Origin of the sequence: Pseudoselenomonas ruminantium (genome assembly GCF_900142515.1) — a bacterium.
In the GTDB taxonomy this organism is placed as follows: Bacteria; Bacillota; Negativicutes; order Selenomonadales; family Selenomonadaceae; genus Selenomonas_A; species Selenomonas_A ruminantium_D.
In genome coordinates this window covers 35,188-52,375 of record NZ_FRBC01000015.1, presented here as the reverse complement: position 1 = coordinate 52,375, position 17,188 = coordinate 35,188, and the positions used below count along the sequence as shown (strand labels likewise).

Annotated in this window: 16 protein-coding genes and 1 pseudogene; 15 read left to right on the top strand and 2 right to left on the bottom strand. The window is 54.3% G+C overall.

The features are described from left to right. The first annotated feature begins 10 nt into the window (after positions 1–10). From BUB68_RS08670 to BUB68_RS08640, 7 genes and pseudogenes are all read left to right on the top strand, one after another. Positions 11–922, top strand: coding sequence for a PLP-dependent cysteine synthase family protein (locus tag BUB68_RS08670; RefSeq protein ID WP_073090168.1), 912 nt, complete (start codon positions 11–13; stop codon positions 920–922). 10 nt (positions 923–932) lie between these two features. Beyond that, positions 933–1,295, top strand: coding sequence for a NifB/NifX family molybdenum-iron cluster-binding protein (locus BUB68_RS08665; protein WP_073090167.1), 363 nt, complete (start codon positions 933–935; stop codon positions 1,293–1,295). A 33-nt stretch (positions 1,296–1,328) separates the two neighbouring features. Further along, positions 1,329–2,192, top strand: coding sequence for a radical SAM protein (locus BUB68_RS08660; protein ID WP_073090166.1), 864 nt, complete (start codon positions 1,329–1,331; stop codon positions 2,190–2,192). A 32-nt stretch (positions 2,193–2,224) separates the two neighbouring features. Beyond that, on the top strand, positions 2,225–3,082 hold the full coding sequence (nifH, locus tag BUB68_RS08655) for a nitrogenase iron protein (RefSeq protein ID WP_073090165.1): 858 nt from the start codon (positions 2,225–2,227) through the stop codon (positions 3,080–3,082). Between the two features lie 15 nt (positions 3,083–3,097). Next, on the top strand, positions 3,098–4,684 hold the full coding sequence (locus BUB68_RS08650; RefSeq protein WP_073090164.1) for a nitrogenase component 1: 1,587 nt from the start codon (positions 3,098–3,100) through the stop codon (positions 4,682–4,684). After that, the gene (locus BUB68_RS08645; RefSeq protein ID WP_073090163.1) at positions 4,677–6,044 is read left to right on the top strand and encodes a nitrogenase component 1; all 1,368 of its coding nucleotides are present in this window, start codon (positions 4,677–4,679) and stop codon (positions 6,042–6,044) included. The genes BUB68_RS08650 and BUB68_RS08645 overlap by 8 nt, the downstream gene beginning before the upstream one ends. A gap of 160 nt (positions 6,045–6,204) precedes the next feature. Further along, a pseudogene (locus tag BUB68_RS08640) lies at positions 6,205–7,412 on the top strand (glycerate kinase family protein). Positions 7,413–7,478: 66 nt separating this feature from the next. On the opposite strand, the gene BUB68_RS08635 reads toward BUB68_RS08640, so the two are convergent. Next, positions 7,479–8,744 (bottom strand): dicarboxylate/amino acid:cation symporter, encoded by a 1,266-nt coding sequence (locus tag BUB68_RS08635; RefSeq protein ID WP_073090162.1) that lies wholly within the window; start codon positions 8,742–8,744, stop codon positions 7,479–7,481. A gap of 216 nt (positions 8,745–8,960) precedes the next feature. Between BUB68_RS08635 and mnmA the strand changes: the two genes are divergently transcribed. Beyond that, the gene (mnmA, locus tag BUB68_RS08630; RefSeq protein ID WP_073090161.1) at positions 8,961–10,022 is read left to right on the top strand and encodes a tRNA 2-thiouridine(34) synthase MnmA; all 1,062 of its coding nucleotides are present in this window, start codon (positions 8,961–8,963) and stop codon (positions 10,020–10,022) included. A gap of 48 nt (positions 10,023–10,070) precedes the next feature. Here the strand turns inward: mnmA and BUB68_RS08625 are convergent, their stop codons facing one another. Next, complete coding sequence (locus BUB68_RS08625; protein ID WP_073090160.1) at positions 10,071–10,583, bottom strand: DUF6803 family protein; 513 nt, start codon at positions 10,581–10,583, stop codon at positions 10,071–10,073. A 61-nt stretch (positions 10,584–10,644) separates the two neighbouring features. Between BUB68_RS08625 and BUB68_RS08620 the strand changes: the two genes are divergently transcribed. The 7 genes from BUB68_RS08620 to BUB68_RS08590 all read left to right on the top strand — a co-directional run bounded on the left by BUB68_RS08620 (position 10,645) and on the right by BUB68_RS08590 (position 17,175). Beyond that, positions 10,645–11,400: a response regulator transcription factor gene (locus BUB68_RS08620; RefSeq protein ID WP_256625844.1), complete on the top strand. Its 756-nt coding sequence runs from the start codon at positions 10,645–10,647 to the stop codon at positions 11,398–11,400. Continuing rightward, complete coding sequence (locus BUB68_RS08615) at positions 11,397–12,491, top strand: sensor histidine kinase (protein WP_073090158.1); 1,095 nt, start codon at positions 11,397–11,399, stop codon at positions 12,489–12,491. Before BUB68_RS08620 ends, BUB68_RS08615 begins: the two co-directional genes overlap by 4 nt. Before the next feature lie 190 nt (positions 12,492–12,681). Beyond that, entirely contained in the window at positions 12,682–13,428 is a 747-nt protein-coding gene (locus BUB68_RS08610; RefSeq protein ID WP_073090215.1) for an esterase family protein, read from the top strand. 18 nt (positions 13,429–13,446) lie between these two features. Next, entirely contained in the window at positions 13,447–14,637 is a 1,191-nt protein-coding gene (locus tag BUB68_RS08605; RefSeq protein ID WP_073090156.1) for an ATP-grasp domain-containing protein, read from the top strand. 48 nt (positions 14,638–14,685) lie between these two features. Beyond that, the gene (locus BUB68_RS08600; protein WP_073090153.1) at positions 14,686–15,306 is read left to right on the top strand and encodes a peptidase C39; all 621 of its coding nucleotides are present in this window, start codon (positions 14,686–14,688) and stop codon (positions 15,304–15,306) included. A 162-nt stretch (positions 15,307–15,468) separates the two neighbouring features. After that, a complete protein-coding gene (locus BUB68_RS08595; RefSeq protein WP_073090149.1) occupies positions 15,469–16,494 on the top strand; it encodes an MtaA/CmuA family methyltransferase in 1,026 nt (341 codons plus the stop codon). 30 nt (positions 16,495–16,524) lie between these two features. Next, positions 16,525–17,175: a cobalamin B12-binding domain-containing protein gene (locus tag BUB68_RS08590; protein WP_073090146.1), complete on the top strand. Its 651-nt coding sequence runs from the start codon at positions 16,525–16,527 to the stop codon at positions 17,173–17,175. Positions 17,176–17,188 lie beyond the last annotated feature (13 nt).

The following is a 17,188-nucleotide window of genomic DNA, read 5'->3' as shown; positions in this document are numbered from 1 at the left end:
AGCGAAGAACATGCACTATTATAAATCCATGCAGGAGCTCATCGGGCATACGCCGCTCGTTGAGCTGACACATTTCGATTTGCCGGAGGGCGTCCGGCTCTTTGCCAAGCTGGAGTTATGGAACCCCGGCGGCAGTGCCAAGGACCGTGTGGGCCGTCAGATGATTGCGGCGGCAGAACAAAGCGGTCAGCTGCAGCCCGGCGGCACCATAATCGAAGCTACGGCAGGCAACACAGGACTGGGGATAGCCTATGCTGCGCTGAATAAAGGGTATCGGATCATCTTCGTGGTGCCGGAGAAATTTTCGGCGGAGAAGCAGACGCTGATGAAATCTTTGGGGGCGGAACTGGTGCATACGCCCCGGGCTGGGGGGATGCTGGAGGCGGCGGCCAAAGCGGAGGATTTGCGTCAGAAGATTCCCGGGGCCATCACGCTGAAGCAGTTTGAGAATCCTGCCAATCCGCAGGCCCATTACGAAACCACCGGACCAGAGATTTATGCGGATTTGGATGGGCAGATTGATTATTTCGTTTCTGGTGCGGGCAGCGGCGGCACCTTTTCGGGGATTATGCGTTACTTGAAAGAACAGAATGCCGCCATTCAGGGGGTACTTGCCGACCCCTATGGCTCGATTATCGGCGGCGGGGAGCATGGTGATTATGAGATTGAAGGCATTGGCAATGATTTTATTGCCCAGACGATGGATACATCGTTTATCGATCAGGTCTATAAGATTAAAGATGAAGAAGCGTTTGCTGGTGTAAGGCAGCTGGCGGCAAAAGAGGGGATTTTTGCCGGTTCTTCCAGCGGTGCCGCCTTTGCCACAGCGCTGAAACTGGCCCATTCCGGGGTTAAAGGCAATATCGTCCTGGCGGTCATCGACCGGGCAGAGCGGTATTTCAGCAAACATATTTTGGATTAGGAGTGATTCTATGGCATATCGGATTGCGGCAGCCTCCAGTGACGGCATCCATATTGACCGTCATTTCGGCGCCGCCGATGGCTTTGTGATCGTGGAAGTGGCTGATGACGGCACTTTTGCGGAAGTGGAACGGCGGCAGGCTAAATCGCCCTGCCAGCACGGCTATCATGATGAAGGTGCCATGCTGGCGGCGGTGCAGGCTTTGTCCGACTGCCGTTATGTGGTGGCCGAGGCCATTGGCCCGGGCGCACAGAAGGCTTTGGAGCGGCAGGATATCCTGCCCTTGGAGATTGAAGGGGAAACGGTGGCAGCGGCGCTGCCGAAAATCCATACCTATGAGGTGAATAAGCGCCGGGCAAGTGTTGCTTACTGATGGACTGTGTTAGGAGAGAAAGGGGCCATACCAATGGACGAACAGCGTGTCCGGGAGCTCCACCCGTGCTTTGGAGCAAAGCAGAACAGGGGGCGTATCCATTTGCCGGTATGCCCCGGGTGTAATCTGGAGTGCCGGTTCTGTGACCGGAAAATCAACGATGTGGAAAATCGGCCGGGGGTGACCTCAGCGGTCATCCAGCCGGAAGAGGCGGTAAGTTATGTGGAGCGGGCGCTGAAGTTCTGCCCGGAACTCAGCGTGGTGGGCATTGCCGGGCCGGGAGATACCTTGGCTTCGGACAGAGCTCTGCAGACCTTCCGCTTTATCGGCAATAAGTTCCCGCAATTATTGAAGTGCATGAGCACCAATGGCCTGCTGCTGAATGAGCGGGCCCAGGAGGTAATCGATGTGGGCATCGATACCCTGACGGTAACGGTGAATGCCGTAGATCCGGCCATTGAGGCCAGGATGATCAACGGACTTATCTATCATGGCAAGCGCTATACCGGTGAGGAAGCCGGAGCGATTATCATAAAAAATCAGTTGGAGGGCATCCGCAAGGTGGCGGCCGCCGGTGTGGTGGTCAAGGTCAATACGGTGCTGGTCAATGAGATCAACCGCTTCCATATTGGCGCCATTGCCAAAGCGGTCAAGGAAGCAGGGGCGACGATCTACAACATCATCCCGCTGATTCCCCAGCATGACCTCAAGGATTGCGAGGCTCCCAGCTGCGTGGATCTGGCGGTGGCCCGGAAAGAAGCGGGCAAACATATCGATGTGTTCCGCCACTGCCAGCACTGCCGGGCAGATGCGGTTGGTATCCCGGGGAAAAATAACTTCAGTCAGGAAGTTTACAAGGGGCTCCTGCAGGCGAAGGAAACTTTTTCCCACGGTTGATATATAAAAAGTGTTAGAAGGGGAGTTTTTTTATGGCAAAAGAAGGCTTACGACAAATTGCAATTTACGGTAAGGGCGGTATCGGCAAATCCACCACCACTCAGAATCTGACGGCGGGGCTCGCAGAACTGGGCAAGCAGGTCATGGTGGTGGGCTGCGATCCCAAAGCAGATTCCACCCGCCTGCTGCTGGGCGGTCTGGCCCAGAAAACCGTTTTGGATACCCTGCGTGACGAAGGGGAGGACGTGGAGCTCGACAGCATCTTAAAGACCGGTTATGGCGAGACTCGCTGCGTGGAATCCGGCGGTCCGGAACCCGGGGTAGGCTGCGCCGGCCGCGGCATCATCACCTCCATTGGCCTGTTGGAACGCCTGGGGGCCTATACTGATGATTTGGATTATGTGTTCTACGATGTTTTGGGCGACGTGGTCTGCGGTGGGTTTGCCATGCCAATCCGTGAGGGCAAGGCCAAGGAAATCTACATCGTGGCCAGCGGCGAAATGATGTCGCTCTATGCCGCCAACAATATTTCCAAGGGCATTGCCCGCTATGCGGAAAAGGGCGGCGTGCGTCTGGGCGGCATCATCTGCAACAGTCGCAACGTGGACCGGGAAATCGAACTGCTGCGAGCCTTTGCCGAAGAACTGGGCACACAGCTGATTCACTTCGTGCCCCGCGACAATATCGTCCAGCACGCGGAAATCAACAAGAAGACCGTTATCGAGTACAAGCCCGATGCACATCAGGCGGACGAATACCGTCAGCTGGCGCAGAAAATCGAGGAAAATGAGCTCTTCGTGATTCCCAAGCCCATGACGCAGGACAGGCTCGAAGAGATCTTGCTGGAGTACGGCCTGATGGATAACGTGGAAGACGATTATCGCATCTGACAGGAGGGAGAGCTTATGCCAAAGAAAATCAATCTGGATATTCCCTCCGTGGAGCAGCGCGAACAGCGTCTGGGAACCATCATCGCCTGGGACGGCACCACGGAGGAACTGCATAAAGAGTCCAGCTACGAACTGCGCGGCCAGCGGGAACGGGGCACGGGCTGCGGCGGCAACTGCCGTCTCTGTGAATTGCAGGGCCCCTTTACCCAGGGATCTGTCTGCAGTGAGCAGATGGTAGAATGCCAGGCCGGCAATGTGCGGGATGCAGTGCTCATTCAGCATGCGCCCATTGGTTGCGGCGGCGGTCAGGTTCCCTATAACAACATTTACCGCAATGGTCTGGTCATGCGCGGTTTCAAGGCAGAAAACATCCGCATCATCAACACGAACCTGGTGGAAAGCGATATGGTGTTCGGTGCCGCCGACAAGCTGCGCCAGTCCATTGACGATGCTTGGGAACGCTATCAGCCCCAGGCCATCTTTGTGGCTTCCTCCTGCGCCACCGGCATTATCGGTGAGGATATCGAAAGCATTACGGACGAGAAGGAAGCAGAGCTGGGCATCCCCGTGATTCCCCTGGCCTGCGAAGGCTTCCGCTCCAAGCATTGGAGCACGGGCTTTGATGCCACTCAGCATGGAATCCTGCGGCAGATCGTGCGCAAGAACCCGACGAAGAAACAGGAGGATTTGGTCAATGTCATCAATCTCTGGGGTTCCGATGTGTTCACGCCTATGCTGGCTAATCTGAACCTGCGGGTAAATTATGTGGTGGACCTGGCGTCGGTGGAGGAACTGGCCCAGATGTCCGAAGCGGCAGCCACTGTGGGCTTCTGCTACACCCTGTCCTCCTATATGGCGGCGGCATTGGAACAGCATTTCGGCGTGCCCGAAGTCAAGGCTCCTATGCCCTATGGTTTTGCTGGTACGGACGCCTGGCTGCGGGAAATCGCCAAGGTTACCCATCGGGAACATCTGGTGGAGGACTTCATTGCCAGGGAACACGCAAGGGTCAAACCGAAGATTGAGGAACTCAAGAAAAAACTCAAAGGCGTCAAGGGTTTCGTGGCCACAGGTTCGGCTTATGCCCATGGCCTGATTCAGGTCCTGCGGGAACTGGAAGTGGAGGTGGATGGTTCGCTGACCTTCCATCACGATCCGGTTTACGACAGCGGCGATTCCCGGGAAGATTCCTTAGGTCATCTGAACAAGCATTATGGCCAGGTAAAGAACTTCCATGTGTCCAATCGCCAGCAGTATCAGCTGTACGCCTTCCTGCAGGAGAATAAGCCCGACTTCCTGCTGATCCGCCATAACGGTCTGGCACCATTGGCAGCCCGCCTGGGAATTCCGGCAGCGCCCTTGGGGGATGAGCACATCGCCGTGGGCTATGACGGCATTGTGAATCTGGGCGAGACCATTTTGGAAATCCTGGCCCACAAGAAATTCCATGACGATATCAAGCGGCATGTCAAACTGCCCTATAAGAAGTGGTGGCTGGAGCAGAAGGATGCCTATATCCTGGCCAAGCACCCGGAACTGGCAAAATTTGACGCTGATGAATTCCATGCCGAGCAGGAAAGAAAGGAGGCTGCCCATGCCTAAAATCAAGAAGGACCAGAACGGTCAGACCAATTCCATCAATCAGGTGCGCTATGGCTGCGCCTTGGGGGCACTCCATTCCGTCAGCGCCATTCCCGGCGCCATCCCCATCACCCACTGCGGCCCCGGCTGCGTGGACAAGCAGTATACCAGCTTGGTGTTCTACAATGGCTATCAGGGGGGCGGCTATTCCGGCGGTGCCGTACCGCCCAGCTCAAACCTGCAGGAAAAAGATGTGGTCTTTGGCGGAGCGCGGCATCTGGATGAACTCATTGCTGCATCTCTCAAAATCATGGATGGGGATTTGTTCGTGGTGCTTAACGGCTGTATCCCCGAAATCGTCGGTGACGATATCGGCGCCGTGGTGGCCCGCTATCAGGAGCAGGGTGTGCCCATCGTGTCGGCGGAAACCGGCGGCTTCAAGGGCAATAACTTCACGGGCCACGAGATTGTCACCGAGGCCATTATCGAGCAGTATGTGGATAAGTATGCCAAGGATAAAGACACGAAAAAGAAGGGGCTGATCAATGTCTGGTCGGAACTGCCCTTCCAGAATACCTTTTGGCGGGGCGATTTGACGGAACTCAAACGCATCTTGGAAGGGGCCGGTTGGGAGGTAAACATCCTCTTTGGCTATGGTTCCAAAGGCGTCAAGGAATGGCTGACCATTCCCAATGCCGAGTTCAATTTGGTGGTGGGGCCCTGGCTGGGTGTCAAGACGGCCAAGCTGTTGGAAAGAAAGTACGGCCAGCCTTATCTACACCTGCCAGTGCTGCCCATCGGTGCCAAGCAGGTGGCTGAATTCCTGCGAGCCATTGCTTCCTTTGCCAAGGAGAACGAAGTACAGACGGAAAAGTTCATCAAACAGGAGGAAAAGGAATACTACTATTATCTGGAACACTTCACCGACTTCTATGCTGAATACTGGTGGGGCCTGCCGGCGACCTATTCCGTGGTCAGTGATGCGGCCTATAATCTGGCCGTCAACAAGTTCGTGGTCAATCAGCTGGGCCTTATCCCGGTCAAGCAGTTCATCACCGACCATACGCCAGAAAAATACCGGGAAGCCATCCGGGAGGAGTACAAGCATCTGGCTGATGACGTGTCCGCCGAGGTGGAATTTGTGGAAGACGGCTATATCGTTGGCGAATTGCTGAAAAAAGAAGACTACGGCCATAAGCCGCCGGTCATCTTTGGTACCAGCTGGGAACGTGACGTGGTCAAGGAGCTGAACGGCCATATCGTGGAAGTCAGCTACCCGGTTTCCTATGACGTGGTGCTCAACAAAACCTATATTGGCTATCGCGGTGCGCTGACGCTGTTGGAAAAGATATTTACTACGGCTATCAGCAAATCTGCATAAATTTAGAAAAATCCTTGTTTGGCTCGTTTGGAGTCGGCGAGGATTTTTTCCTTGATTAGTGCGTAGTGGCGCAGGTGCTTGCTTTTTGGCCTGCGCCAAGGTTACTTTCGTTCCTTGGCAGGATTCTTTGATTTGGTGAAGAAAAATATATTTGTATCATATGGATTCTGTGAGGAGGTTTGTGGTAAATATTGTAATTGCGATAGATTCGTTTAAGGGGAGCCTGGCTTCTCTGGAAGCTGGGGAAGCTGGGGAAGCTGCCTGTGTTGGCATCAAACGGGTATTTTCTGAGGCAAAAGTCAAGGTCATGCCTCTGGCTGATGGGGGCGAAGGAACGGTGGAGGCACTGACTCTGGGCATGGGTGGTAAGCTGCACAGCGTGGAAGTTACCGGGCCGTTGGGGATAAGGTCGTGGCTGAGTATGGCATTTTGCCAGAAGGGAAAACGGCTATTGTAGAGATGGCCGCTGCTGCCGGGCTTACTTTGGTGCCGCAGGACAGGCGCAATCCGCTTTATACCACTACTTATGGTGTGGGAGAAATCTTGCGGGATGCTATGTGTCATGGCTGCCGTCATTTTATTATCGGCATCGGCGGCAGTGCTACCAATTATGGCGGTCTCGGCATGCTGCAGGCCTTGGGCTATGAGATGCTGGATGAAAATGGTGCTCCTGTTCCCCGCGGTGCGATTGGCCTCAAGAAACTTGCCCGCATTGAAACGGGCAATGTTCTGCCGGAACTCAAGGACTGCACCTTCCGCATTGCTTGTGATGTGGCCAATCCCCTTTGCGGCCCGCAGGGGTGCAGTGCCGTTTTTGCCCCGCAGAAGGGGGCAAGTCCTGACGATATTGCGGAGATGGATAAATGGATGGCCCGTTATGCCGAACTATCCCGCGGGAAATTCCTCCATGCCGATGCTGAATCTCCCGGCGCCGGAGCGGCTGGCGGGTTGGGCTTTGCTTTTCTCACTTATACCCAGGCGAAGCTGGAATCTGGTATTGAGATTGTTCTGGCCGAAACGAAGCTTGAGGAGCAGATAGAAAAGGCTGAACTGGTGCTTACCGGGGAAGGGCGGCTGGATGGGCAGACCATCATGGGAAAGGCTCCTATTGGCGTGGCAAAAATTGCCAAGCGTCACAATAAGACAGTCTTTGCCTTTGCCGGCGGCGTGACTGCAGAGGCAAGGATTTGCAATGAGCACGGTATTGACGCGTTCTTTCCTATATTGCGGCAAGTATCGACGCTGGAAGAAGCCATGGATTCCGCGACAGCCCGGCAGAATATGGCGGATAGTGTAGAGCAGGTGATGCGGCTGATAAAAGTTTACGATTTTAGAAAAATAGGTAAAAAATTGACAGGTCAAAAGTGATTGACCTGTCAATTTTTACTTAATTATGCAGTCTTTTCGCATATGGACGCGTTCATCAGGTTGACTTTAAATTTTCTCGTGCTCGAAAGCCGGTTCGGCGATAAGCTGTGATGATGCGTCCTCGCTTTCATCCTGGAACATATTTTCCATGCGGGCCACGGCCAGGGTGCTGACCACGTCACCGGTTACGTTAAGGGCGGTGTGGATCATGTCGATGGGGCGGAAGATGCCTACGATCATGCCCATGATGGCGGTGGGCAGGCCCATGGTGTTCAGCAGCATGATGGCCAGCACGATGCCGCTGGCGGGAATGCCCGGGGTGCCGATGGAAATCAACGTGGTCAGGAAGATGAACATGGCCTGCTGGCCCAGCGTCAAATCAACGCCGTAAATCTGGGACACGAAGATGATGGTGACGGCATAGTAGACCGCGATGCCGTTCATATTGATGGTAGCACCCAGCGGCAAGGAGAAGGACGCCAGCTCGCTCTTGACATGGAAATCCTCTTCCGTGACTTTGAGGCTGACGGGCAGGGTGCCGGAACTGCTGGTGGTGCTGAAGGCCACCAGCCAGATGCTGACAATCTTGCGGAAGAATTCCGTCAGCGGCACCTTGGCAATGACCTTGATGATGAAGAGATACAACAGCACGATGACGGAGAATGCCCCCACATAGTGCGTCAGGATGAACATGCCCAAAGCGCTGAACATGGCCGTGCCGTATTCGCCTACACTGCAGGCAGCCAGGGCCAGCACACCTAGCGGCGTGACCTTCATGACCAAATCCGTGAGCTTGAACATGATGAGGGTGCCTTCTTCGACAAATTTTTTCACCGTGCTGACCTTATTGCCCAGGATGGTCATGACGATGCCCAGGAAAGCCGCAAAGACGATGACCTGCATGATATTGCCCTCGCTGAGCGCGTGCAGCGGGTTAGAGGGAATCATGCTCAGGATGGTGCCGCCCACCGTCATGGGGTCTGCCTCTTTGATGGGCTCGCCCGTGGCGACAATCTGGTCAGCGCTGAAGCCTTTGCCCGGCTGCAGGATATTGGCGACGGCTAAACCGATAATGGTGGAAAGAATGGTGGTGATGACGTAAAAGCCCATGACTTTGGAGCCGATGCGCCGCAACTTGCGGATGTCCCCGATATTGGCGATGCCGCCGATGATGGAAAAGAAGATCAGGGGAACGACGATCATCTGAATCAGTCGCAGGAAAATGTCCCCCACAGGCTGCAGGAACAGGATGTCCTTCTGGAAGATGATACCGAGGACTGTGCCGATGACAAAGGCAATCAGCACCTGAGTGGCTAGATTTAGTTTTTTCATAATGCCTCCTTGATAAAATAAAATGATTCCTTGAAAAAGATACACCTGTACGAAAATAATGAAACAGTGGATGTTTATAATACCAAGAGTATATACCTTTTGCGATTGACATGTCAATTTGTAAACCTACACAATTAAATGCCTATTGACATAATAGGTTAAAAGATATACCATTATGCCATTAATGACAGTGAAAGAGAGGAAGAACATTTTTATATGAGCAGAGGCAAGGTAATTGTAGGCATGTCCGGTGGTGTGGACAGTGCGGTAACGGCATATTTGCTGAAGGTGGCCGGTTTTGAGGTCATCGGCATCACGCTGAAATCCTGGACGGCGGGCAGCAGCAAGTGCTGTGAGATTGACGAGGCCAGCCGGACGGCGGCCATGCTGGGCATCACATACTATCCCTGGAATACGGTGGCTTGTTTTCACGATTATGTGACCAAGCCCTTTGTGGCCGATTATGAGGCGGGGCGCACGCCGAATCCTTGCGTGGAATGCAATCGCTATGTGAAATGGGATCAGTTGCTGGCAGTGGCGGCCTCCATGCAGGCGGATTATGTGGCCACGGGCCATTATGCAGTGATCGAGCAGCTGCCCAATGGGCGTTACACCTTGAAGCAGGGGGCCGATGGGCGCAAGGACCAGTCCTATATGCTCTACAAGCTCACCCAGGAGCAGCTGGCTCGTACCATCCTGCCCCTGGGGCGGCTGACGAAACAGGAAGTGCGGGATATTGCCCGCAAGGCGGGGCTGAATGTGGCAGACAAGGAAGAGTCCCAGGAAATCTGTTTTGTTACCGAGGGCAGTTACACCGATTATATCGAAGAATACAGTGATAAGGATTTGACGGCGGCAGGAAATTTCGTGGATGAAGCGGGTAAGGTCTTAGGCCGCCACAAGGGGATTATCCATTACACCGTGGGCCAGCGGAAAGGCTTAGGGCTGGCCCTGGGCTATCCGGCCTATGTCAAGGAGATAAGAGCCGCCGCCAATGAAGTGGTGGTCAGCCGGGAAGAGGGGCTCTATACAGATGAAGTATTGTGCGAGAATCTCTGCTTTATGTCCCTGTCAGATATTGCACCGGGAGAAGTCGTATCCGTTCAGGTAAAGATACGCTATCACCATGCGGGGGCGGCGGCCCGCCTTCAGCGGGTGGGCGAGGACAGGATACAGATAAGATTTGCCGAACCCGTCCGCGCGCCGGCACCGGGGCAGTCGGCGGTGTTTTATGACGACGAAGGCCGTATCATTGGTGGCGGGAAGATTATCGCCTGATTGTCTGCAATAAAAATGGCCTGCCGTTATGGCAGGCAATGAATTGCATCAGTGCATCATATGGCTATGGTCCATAGGCATTTCCCTGTGGACAGGTTCCGGTGACCAGCCGGAAAGGGTGGGATCAGCCATGCCGAAAATCATGGCGATATGGCTGATGACCAAAAAGCCGATAAGCAGCTGGAAATGCTTTTGGGCGCGTTTTTCGGATGACACATCCTGCCAAAGGATGCCCAGTTCCAACAGGGCAATGCCGCCCAGCGGGATAATGCCCAACAGATAGGAAATGACCGCAATCTGGTCGAGCAGACCTTTCCATTCCAGCGTGGGAATCACAGAGGTCAGCAGGTAAGTGACGACACCGGTAAAATATACGCCGGCAAAGATGCCCAGCTGTTTTTCGAATTTTCGCCAGCCGGCATTTTTGCCCTCGCCCAGAAACAGTGCATAAAATTCTGCGGCCACCAGTGCTTCGGCAGCCACCACGGGGATTACCATGAACAGAATCAGGTTCCAGGGGGAATTGGCTGCCAGCAAATCCATATAGTTTGTCATAATCATTTTTTTGCCTCCTATGAGTTGATTGATTTTCTGGACATTATGATAGCGGAGGATTGTGCAGATGGTATCAACAAACTATGAAGAAAATGTGAAGATGGGAGATTTTTCGATGCAGCCCTATAAAATCCTGTTTGTGGATGATGATGAAAAGTTGCTGGCCTTGTTGGTGGAGTATTTTACGCAGGAGCAGTTTGCGGTGTCTACGGCCAGGAACGGCAGCGAAGCACTGGCGCAAATCCAAGGGACGCGGCCGGATATTCTGGTGCTGGATGTTATGCTGCCGGGCCAGTCCGGTTTGGATATCTGTCGTCAGATACGGCAGCATGCCGAATTTCATTCGTTGCCGATTATTATGCTGACGGCGCGGGTGGAGGAACCGGATCGCTTTGTGGGGCTGGAAATGGGGGCTGATGATTATCTGGGCAAGCCTTTCAGCATGCGGGAGCTGGGGGCGCGTATCCGTGCCGTGCTGCGCCGTACTCATTTGGATATGGCCGCACCGGCCGTCAGCCCCGGCGTGTTGAATTTTGGGCCGCTGTCGTTGTCCATTCAGGAGCATACGCTCAAAAAGGCGGGAAAACTGGTGGAACTTACGCCGACAGAGTTTGCTATCCTGCAGTTGTTTATGGAACATCCGCGGCAGGTTTTCAGTCGCCTGCAATTGATGGAAGCTTCCCGGGGCTTTGCTTTTGAAGGCTATGAGCGGACCATTGATGCCCATATCCGCAATCTGCGTCGCAAGCTGGGCGAGGGGAACAGTTCCTGCATCGAAACGGTATACGGCATTGGCTATCGTTTTCGGGGGGATGTATCATGAGCTTGCGTTATCGGATTGCCGGGCTGACCTTCCTGTTGATTACGGCCACGGTATGCTGCCTGCTCTGGCTGGCTAATCTGCAGATGCATAATCTCTTTGCCGCTTATCTGCAAATGCCGCGGATGGATATGGGGCAAAATGAAATGTCCTTCCTGCATTCGGTCCATGAATCCCTTATCTGGGTGGGGGCCTTGTTCATTATTCTGGGATTTATCGCCAGCCTGCTGTTGGCAAGATCCATCACCCGGCCATTGCAGGCCCTGGCGCAGGGAACAGAAGCCATCCGGCAGGGGAGACTAGGCATTCAGGTGGAAGTGGCTTCGGCGGATGAAATTGGCCAACTGGCTCAAACCTTCAATAACATGTCCCGCCAGCTGGCACAGGTGGAGGAACTGCGGCGGCGGTTCCTGGCGGATACGGCGCATGAATTGCGCACGCCGCTGGCCATCCTGCAGGGAAATCTGGAGAATATGCTGGCTGGCGTTTCGGCACCTGGTATGGAGCGGCTTTTTTCCATGCAGGAAGAAGTGCAGCGACTTACCCGCTTGGTGGAAAATCTGCGGGATTTATCTCTGGCCCGGATGCATCAATTGCCATTGAACAAACAGTGGGCCGATATGAATCAGCTGCTTATGCGTGCGCTGGATATGTTTCAGCCTCTGCTGGAGGAGCATGATCTGGCAGCCGCTACGGAACTTGCCAAGGATTTGCCGCAGCTTTATGTGGATAGTGACCGCATCAATCAGGTTCTGTATAATCTCATCAGCAACGCCATCCGCTATTCGCCAGCCGGAGGAAAGATCACACTGCGTACTGGCAGGCAAAGCCGGCAGGGTTGCAGTTGGCTGGTCGTAGAAGTAACGGATACAGGAACGGGCATTCGGGAAGAGGACCTTCCTTATCTGTTCGATTATTTCTATCGCGGGGACGAAGCCCGCAGCCGGGAAACAGGCGGTACGGGGATTGGCTTGTCTTTGGTCAAGTATTACTGTGAGGCGCACGGTGGCTGGGCCGAAGCGCATAACAACGAGGCAGGCGGTGCTAGTTTTTCCATCGGTCTGCCGGTGGGAACGGCGGAAAAAGGGAAGTGACCGCTGCCTATGGGAAAATTTTTTTGGCAAATCAGGTTTACACCTATTGACACGATGGGTGTAATAGTGTAACATTAACCCAACGTCAAAAAAGAAACTGACTGGAAGACCAGAGGTTTTGCTGAGAATTTTTCTGGGCAAAACCTCTTTTCTATGCCAGCAGAAAACCTATGGGGAAGGTCGTGATGATATGGAGAAACAGTACGTCAGCCGCTTCAGCAATAATTTGCAGCACAATATGGGAATACGCATCTACGGGCAAGGGGGGACACCGGTGCTGGTGTTTCCCACCCAGGATGCCATGAGCGATAACTTTGAGAACTTTGGCATGCTTGACACGCTGGCGGATTATCTGGATAGGGGACGCATCCAGCTGTTCTGCGTGGATACGGTGGATATCGAGACCTGGTCCAATGTCTGGGGGGATAAGGACTGGCGGGCTGGTCATCAGGAAGCTTATTATAACTACATCATTGATGAGGTGCTGCCTTATATCCGGGAAGTGAATGGCACGGGAGAATTGCCGCTGGCTGCTGGCTGCAGCCTGGGAGGGATGCATGCGGCTATCGTCTTTTTGCGCCGGCCGGAGCTCTTTGGCGGGATGCTTTCCCTGTCCGGTGTCTATGATGCCAAGTTCTTCTTCGATGGCTGGCTGAATCCTGTCCTCTATGACAATTCGCCCATCGATTTCCTGAGTAATATGGATAACAATCATTCCTATATCGCTCAGTACAACGAAAAGCCCCTGATCCTCTGCGTGGGGCAGGGGGCCTGGGAGGATGAGGGGCGGCGCACCACCGCTATCATGCGGGACATCTTTGCCGCCAAGGGCATCCAAGGCACCGTGGATTTCTGGGGCTATGATGTGGACCATGACTGGTACTGGTGGAAGCAGCAGATTCGCTACTTCCTGCCCCAGCTGTTGCATGAAAATTAATTGGGAGGTCTTTTTGGAATGAATTTTGTGTATATCTCGCCGCAGTTTCCCAAGCATTATGAGCATTTTTGTGACCGGCTCAACAAGAACGGTGTTACCGTGCTGGGCATTGGGGATACGCCCTATGAAAATCTTTCGGGGGAATTGAAGGCGTCTTTGACGGAATACTACTTCGTGCCGGATCTTTCCGACTATGATGCGGTGTTCCGGGCCGTGGCGTTCTTCTCCTTCAAGTACGGGAAGATTGACTGGCTGGAATCCAACAACGAGTTCTGGCTGGAACAGGATGCCCGCCTGCGGACGGATTTCCACATCACCACGGGGGAACAGTATGCTAATATCTCCCGCATCAAGCATAAGTCCGCCATGAAGGCGTATTATGCCAAGGCCGGGGTACCCACGGCCCGCCTCGCCAAAGTCACGGACTATGAGGCGGCTCAGGCCTTTATCGGTCAGGTTGGCTATCCTGTTATCGTCAAGCCCGATACCGGGGTGGGGGCTACGGATACCTATAAGCTGGAAAATGATGAGGACCTGAAGCGCTTCTTTGCCAACAAGCCTGATGCGCCCTATGTGATGGAGGATTTCATCACAGGGGATATCTGCTCCTACGATGCCATCCTGGATAATGAAGGCAATCCCTTGCTGGAGTCCATGACGGTCTGGCCGCCTTCGGTCATGGATATCGTCATCAAGCAGCTGGACCTGTCCTATTACACGGTAGACCATGCGCCGGAGGCCTTGAAGAAAATGGGGCGGGCTACGGTCAAGGCCTTTGATGTCAAGAGCCGGTTCGTGCATCTGGAATTCTTCCGCCTGACCAAGGCCAAGAAAGGTCTGGGCGAGGTGGGTGACTTCGTGGGCCTCGAAGTGAATATGCGTCCCGCGGGCGGCTATACGCCGGATATGATTGACTATGCTCATTCCACGGATGTCTATCAGATTTGGGCGGATATGATAACGGACAATGAACGGAAAATCCCCGACAGCGGCGAGCATTGCTACTGCGTCTATGCGAGCCGCCGGGACTGCCACAACTACGCTCACAGTCATGAGGAGATACTGGAGCGTTATGGTGACAGCATGGTAATGTGCGAGCGCATGCCGGAGATGATGGTGCCGCAGATGGGGAATCAGATGTATACGGTCAAAACACCCGATAATGCAACTACCCAGGAATTCATTCATTTTGTGCAGGCGAAAGCCTGAATATAAACCGGGCAAACGGATCAGCAGATGAAAGTGAGGAATCAAGCCATGAAAAATCCCCTGCGTTATCAGGTATCGGAATATGACTGCGGCCCCACATCGCTGCTGAATGCCGTTTCCTTCCTCTTTGAGCGGGAGGAGATACAGCCGGAAATCCTGCGCAATATCATGCTTTATTCGCTGGATTGCTACGGCAAGAGTGGTGTCCAAGGCCAGAACGGCACTTCCCGCATGGCCATGATGTTTTTGTCCCGCTGGCTCTCCGGTGCAGGCGAGGCGGGGCTGCTGCCCATCGAATGCCAGTACCTTTCCGGCAAGCAGGTCTATCTCGGGGAAAACAGCCTCGTGACCGATGCCCTTTGCCGCGGCGGCGCCGTGGTCATGCGGCTGCATATGGACGGGGAGCATTATGTATTGCTGACGGGAAGAGAAGAGGAGAGGATTTACCTCTTTGATCCCTATTACATGGAGGAAAATCCCTTCGGTCCGGAGATTGAACTGGATTTGCAGCATCCGCTTAAGTACAATCGCATTGTGCCCTTTGCCTGCTTCAACCGGGAGGGGACGCAGCCCTATTCCCTGGGCAAGGTGGAGGAGCGGGAAGCTGTGTTGCTGTTTGACACCCGTACCAAACTCACGGCGGAGAGAACGATTGAATATTTCATATAATTTACAAAAAATCAGTTTCTGCCTATTGACAGGCTGGGTGTAATAGTGTAACATTAACCCAACGCCAAAAAGGCGAGCAAACTGACTGGATAACCAGAGGTTTTGTGCAGGATAGTCCTGCGCAAAACCTCTTTTTTGTGTTTTAGGTTAGGGGGAATGCTAATGGGAATGACTGGTAAAGAACGGCTGACGGCGCTGTTGTCCGGAAAGGAGGTGGACAGGATACCTGTCCTGAGCGTCTGTCAGTATGTCACCTATGGCCTGATGGAAAAGACCGGCGCGTACTGGCCGGAGGCGCATTATGACGGGGAGAAGATGGCCAGGCTTTCGGCCGGGGGCGCCGAGATTCTCCATTTGGATGCGGTGCGGGTACCTTACTGTCAAACGGTGGAAGCCGAAATCTATGGCTCTGCCATCAAGGACGGCGGGCGAATCCATCTGCCCAGCATAGCAAAGCCGGCCTTTTCTCTAGGGGAGGAGCCCCGGATACCGGAAAACTTTACGGCCAAAGGTCGCATACCAGCAGTGCTGGATGCGATCCGGCGGCTCAAGCAGACGGTGGGGGCAGAAACCCTGGTGATGGGCAGTCTGGTGGGGCCCTTCAGCGTGGCCGCCAATATCATCGGCGTATCCGCTTTGCTGAAGGCCAGCCTCCGCAAGCCTGAACAGCTGGTGCCTTATTTCGAGGCAGCGGAAAAGACTGCGGAACAGTATGCCCAGGCCATAATCGATGCCGGTGCGGATGCCATTGTCATCGAAGACATGATGGCCTCGCTGGATATGATCAGCCCGAAGACTTATCGGGCCATGGCGGCTCCCTATGAAAAGCAGCTGATTGATTTCATCGGCGGCAGGGTGCCGGTCATCATTCATATCTGCGGCAAGCTGGATCAGGTGATGAAAGATGTGGCGGCCACCGGTGCTGCGGCCATCAGTGTGGAATCGGCGGTAGATATTCCGGCGGCGAAGGAAGAGTTCCGGCAGGCAGGGATAACGACTCCCATCCTGGGAGCGGTTCACCCCATCGATGTGTTGCTGGAAGGCAGCCGGGAAGATGTGCGCGAGGCGGTACAGCAGTCCGTGGCGGCTGGTGTGGATGCCATTTCGCCCGATTGCGCCATCGCCCCGGATACGCCGCTGGAAAATCTGCTGGAGCTGACCAAAGCAGCCGCCGAATTGGATCTGTAATTTCGTGTTTGGGAAAGAGAGGGAATGAAAATGGCAGACAAGGATATTTTAAGCGAACTGAAGCAGTCCATATTGGACTTTGATGAAGATGCGGCGCTGGAGCTGGCCAAGGAATCGCTGGCACAGGGCATTGATCCCGTGGAAGCGGTGGGAGTGCTGGCGGACGGTCTCAATGAATTGGGCGTGAAGTTTGAACGCATGGAGGTATTCCTGCCGGAAATCATGCTGGCATCCGATGCCTTCAAGAATGCCCTGAGCGTACTGGAGCCGGAAATCAAGAAGAAGAACACCGAAGGCAAGAAGGCCATTCCCATTGTTATCGGTACGGTGCAGGGGGATATCCATCAGGTGGGCAAGGACATGGTGGCAACCTTCTTGGCTACGGCTGGTTTCGAGGTCTACGATCTGGGGGTGGATGTGGCGCCGTCCCGCTTCCTCGAAGAGGCCAAGCGTCTGGGGGCCAAGGTAATTGCGGCGGCATCGCTGATGTCAACCACCCGTCCGGTGCAGAAGGACCTGATAGACTTTTTGGAGGCCAAGGGCGTGCGTGACCAGTTCATCGTGCTGGTGGGCGGCGGCGTAGTCACCCAGGAATGGGCGGACCAGATAGCCGCTGACGGCTACGGTCAGGATGCCATCGCCACTGTAAACTTAGCTAAGCGGTTGCTGCATGTAGCCTGAAGCTGAAAGCAAG